At 48.2% G+C, this 3823-nt stretch carries 3 protein-coding genes, 1 tRNA gene and 1 pseudogene; 3 read left to right on the top strand and 2 right to left on the bottom strand.

Translation table 11 applies throughout. From position 1 onward, the window contains the following. Positions 1-336 (top strand): annotated as a pseudogene (locus H6F50_RS02590) (AarF/ABC1/UbiB kinase family protein); the annotation flags it as partial. Positions 337-439: 103 nt separating this feature from the next. On the opposite strand, the gene H6F50_RS02595 reads toward H6F50_RS02590, so the two are convergent. Then, a tRNA-Glu gene (locus tag H6F50_RS02595) sits at positions 440-512 on the bottom strand. Between the two features lie 292 nt (positions 513-804). Here H6F50_RS02595 and H6F50_RS02600 point away from each other — a divergent pair. Further along, complete coding sequence (locus tag H6F50_RS02600; protein WP_190426015.1) at positions 805-1296, top strand: hypothetical protein; 492 nt, start codon at positions 805-807, stop codon at positions 1294-1296. A 59-nt stretch (positions 1297-1355) separates the two neighbouring features. On the opposite strand, the gene H6F50_RS02605 is transcribed toward H6F50_RS02600, so the two are convergent. Next, positions 1356-3041: an iron uptake porin gene (locus H6F50_RS02605; RefSeq protein ID WP_190426022.1), complete on the bottom strand. Its 1686-nt coding sequence runs from the start codon at positions 3039-3041 to the stop codon at positions 1356-1358. Positions 3042-3257: 216 nt separating this feature from the next. Between H6F50_RS02605 and H6F50_RS02610 the strand changes: the two genes are divergently transcribed. Then, positions 3258-3823: aldo/keto reductase (locus tag H6F50_RS02610; RefSeq protein ID WP_190426025.1), on the top strand; the 566-nt coding region annotated here is incomplete at its 3' end.

A 3823-nucleotide genomic window follows, 5' to 3' on the forward strand; every position in this document is an offset into this window, starting at 1 on the left:
AATTTTATTGGTTATAAATTGCGACAGCCAAAAGCTTCGGAAATTTTAATCCGGCGCTTAGAAGAACGAATTGAACAGGGAGAGTTACAACTGCGGGTGCGAACCCTTGAAAGCGATCGCATTCTCAAACGGATTAATTTAGCCCTAAAAAGCCTAGTTTATGCCTGTTTAACAGGTTTTACCCTCCTGTCGGCAGCAGTGCTGCTGGCGCTACCTTCCTATAGTAGTTGGGCGATCGCTATTTTTGGTTTATCAGGTCTATGGTTCTTGGTGTTGCTACGCTCTTTATTCAACTTAGGCTTGAAAGAAAAAATAGACAAACTCACTGAAAAATAGCTGTTAGCCGTTCGTTCTTTTCTCATCTAGTAAAGATGAGAATTTATTCCCTTAAATTAAAAAGGGAAAAGTCAAGAAAAACTTCTTGCCTTTTCCCTTTTGATACCCCCAGGGGAATTCGAATCCCCGTCGCCTCCGTGAAAGGGAGGTGTCCTAGGCCTCTAGACGATGGGGGCCTGCTCCGTTGCACTTTTATTAATTTAGCCAATTGAAAAGCTTTTGTCAACACCTAAACGAAAAAAATTTGAGAGGGGAGTTAAGACAGGCAATTTCGGAGTTTTGGGGCAGGAGGAGCGCGATCGCGTTAGGCTAGTGGCTGGGTAAGCAGCGAGTGTATGCGGCAATAATTTGCCGCTCCGCGATCGCGGGACGCGACCAATCGGGACGTAATTTTAGTGAAAAGCCCGATCGCGTCAGCTAGAGCTGCTAGAACAATAGTAGTCTTTAATTTCTATCTCCTCACATTCCATGCTGACCCATCACCGCAGACCTGTCTGCCTATCACTTGTATCTACTGATATGCCGGTTTGGTCTACCATTGAAACCGCTGCTACCTTATATCAAAAAGACAAACAGCGCTTTCATCTGCTGCTCACGGAACCAGAAATCCGGGATTGGGAACGCTCTGATGAAGCGCCCGCTGTTGCTAAAGACCAACCGCCAGAAACTCCCAGACTTTTGTGGTTGGAAATTTCCCCTTCTAGGGTGATCATGACCATGCAGGGAAACGGCAAGTTGAGTTATCGCCATCTCTGGGAACGAGGAATTTATGGTCTTAGCCGCTATTGGTTACATAGCGAGTCCTTAGCCGCGCATGGACAGGTGCGTCTGCGAAACTTTACCAAAAGTTTGACTCTAGAAGGGCGTCTCTTGCCAGAACATCTGCGGCTGGAATATGAATTATGGTCGGAAAAAGTCCAGTTGGGGAGCTATATCCTGAATCTGGAGATTCATCATTAGTCATTCGTCCTTAGTTGCGACTCCTCAACTAAGGACGGATGACTAATGACTTCAGACTTTTAAAAAGTAAACGTTGTTCGGATGGTGCCAATCACCAGATCGTCATTAGCCGCATTATGATCGGGAGCAGTGAGCCAGATAATCCCCGGTGTTATCGCGATGTTATCCGTCACCTGGTACTGATAGAACGCTTCTAGGTGCAATGAAGTATCTGAATCCTGAATGCCCAACTGGCTAAGGCTATTAGCCCGATTTGTCACCTTTGGTTCCATGCCAACAATCACACCTGCCAAATTGCCGGTTTTTCCCAAGTCAGGAAATGCCAACGTTAAAGCCCAGTTCCAGATGTTGGCATCTCCCAGGGCGATCGCCCTCGCCGCCGTGTAGCCAACCCATCCTCCGACGACAAACCGGGGACTAATCTGAAAAGAGGCTTCTACACCGTAGGAATTGCTAACCACTGGAAACCCCAACGGAGTTAACTGATTATTCAGGTTGGCGTCATTGCTGCCAGTTTGCAGATCATTTTTATAAGCGTGAACATAAGTTAATCCAATGCTGGCGCGATCGCTGGGTTTAAATAATACTTGCGCTAGTGCCCCATAAGAACCATTGAACAATCCGTTTCCAGATTCTGGATTATCAGCGTCACCGGCTAAATAGCCTAAGCTCAGTTCCAGTTTGTCGTTGAAAGCATGCCGAATCCCAATACCCGCCCCTTCAACCAGGTAGTAAATGGAAGGACGGGTTCCAAAGCGAGATAAGGCACCGCTGCCACCGTCGCCATCCAGGTAAGGGTTGACGGTATTCGTAAAGTTTTCTGCATCAGCGGCATTGGCAGCAACCACGACTTCTGTATTCTTGCCGACGGGGAACTGGTAAAGCAGCTCATCAATCACGACATCACTGCTAGTATCGCCCGTAAAAAACAGGTCGCCTTCTGGAGTAAGGGTACGTTCGGAAAGCGAACCTAATCCTTCAGCTTGCAGTCGAGTTCTCAGGATATCTCGACCTGTAAAGCTAGTTTCTAAGTTTAGGCGCGTCCGATGCCCAAAGATTGCCACGTCATCGATCGGCTTGCCATCAGCATTTTCCCCAGTTGCAACGCCTGCAACCCCAAAAATCGCTTCCCCAGCAAGTTTGGTCGTGGTGGAAAATCCAATCAGTTTCAGTTCCTCAGTCCGCGCTGTTAGTTCATCGACTTTCCCGCGCAGCAAGGCGAGTTCAAGGGTATATTCTTCTTTTAAACGCTCCAATATCACTAAGTCTTCTTTAGCAATGGCGTCTCCGTTCGCCACAGGCAGTACCTGGCTAATTCGGTTGAGGGCAAGATTTAGGGCAGCAGCGAATTCATAGCGGCTCAAGGCTCGATTGCCCCGAAAGGTGCCATCGGGATAGCCAGCAATGACCCCATATCGCTCTACTAAAGACCGTAGCGCCTCATACGCCCAGTCACCTGGTTGAACATCCTTTAGCTGGGAAACGTTGGTGACTTGGTTCATGCGGTCATCAACAGAGTCTTCCTGCGCCGAGTCTGGCTGAGCGTAGCCATCAATTTGTTCTAAAACGCTGGATGATGACTCCGGGGGGTCATCGACGGGCATGACAACTTCTGGAGTGTCAAGAGGAACGGGATTTTCTGGCGTTGTCGGAATTTCAGACGCGATCGCTTTCCCACTGACAATCAGGATTGCCCCTAAAACTGCTGAGCTTAGCCACTGAGAATTCCTGAGGATTTTGCACATCTCTACTCTTCACACCACTTAAGCTTCTTCCCCATTGTTCATTGTCAAATGCTTTCTAACATGACAACAGAGAAGATTTGTTTTATTTCAGCCAGAGTGTTCCGTCGTTGAAATTTCAGACGCGATCGCATCCGATGAAACAACCAGAATCATTGCGATCGCAAGCAGGATTCGCTGCTAAAACAAAGAGTAGAAGCACTACTCTATAAAATCACCATGACACCGAAAACAACGCGCCGTGCTTTCTTAGCCACTAGCATAGCTGTAGCAGGAGGGATTGTCGGCACTGCGGCGTTGAAAGAAGAGCGGACGCCTGCGGAGTCATCTCCAACGCCGGTGACAGCGACCATGCCAGAACGGGAATTGGGAAGTACTGGGGTGCGTCTCCCGATTCTCGGTTTGGGAGGTGCTGGTCAGACACCATTATCTTGGGAAAATTCAGAAGAGAAAGCGATCGCGCTCGTTGAAAAAGCTTTAGATCTGGGCATTCGTCACTTTGATACAGGGGCAAGCTATGGCCCTAGCGAAGACTATCTAGGAAAAGTGCTACCTGCACATCGAAGTAAGTTATTCCTGAGTAGTAAGACGGCTATCCGCGACCGAGATGGGGCTTGGCGAGAGTTGGAGCGCAGTCTCAAACGTCTGAATACAGATTACCTTGACCTATGGCAACTCCATCATGTCTCTTTTGAGCAAGAACTAGACGAAATTTTTGGGCGCAACGGTGCAATTCAGGCTTTGGAAGAGGCAAAACAGCAAAAGCTGGTGCGTTTCGTTGGCAT

The organism is Coleofasciculus sp. FACHB-712 (genome assembly GCF_014695635.1).
In the GTDB taxonomy this organism is placed as follows: domain Bacteria; phylum Cyanobacteriota; class Cyanobacteriia; order Cyanobacteriales; family FACHB-T130; genus FACHB-T130.

Coding starts and splice junctions, on each gene's coding strand:
- H6F50_RS02600 (WP_190426015.1), top strand. CDS start 805: ATGCTGACCCATCACCGCAGACCTGTCTGCCTATCACTTGTATCTACT.
- H6F50_RS02605 (WP_190426022.1), bottom strand. CDS start 3,041: ATGTGCAAAATCCTCAGGAATTCTCAGTGGCTAAGCTCAGCAGTTTTA.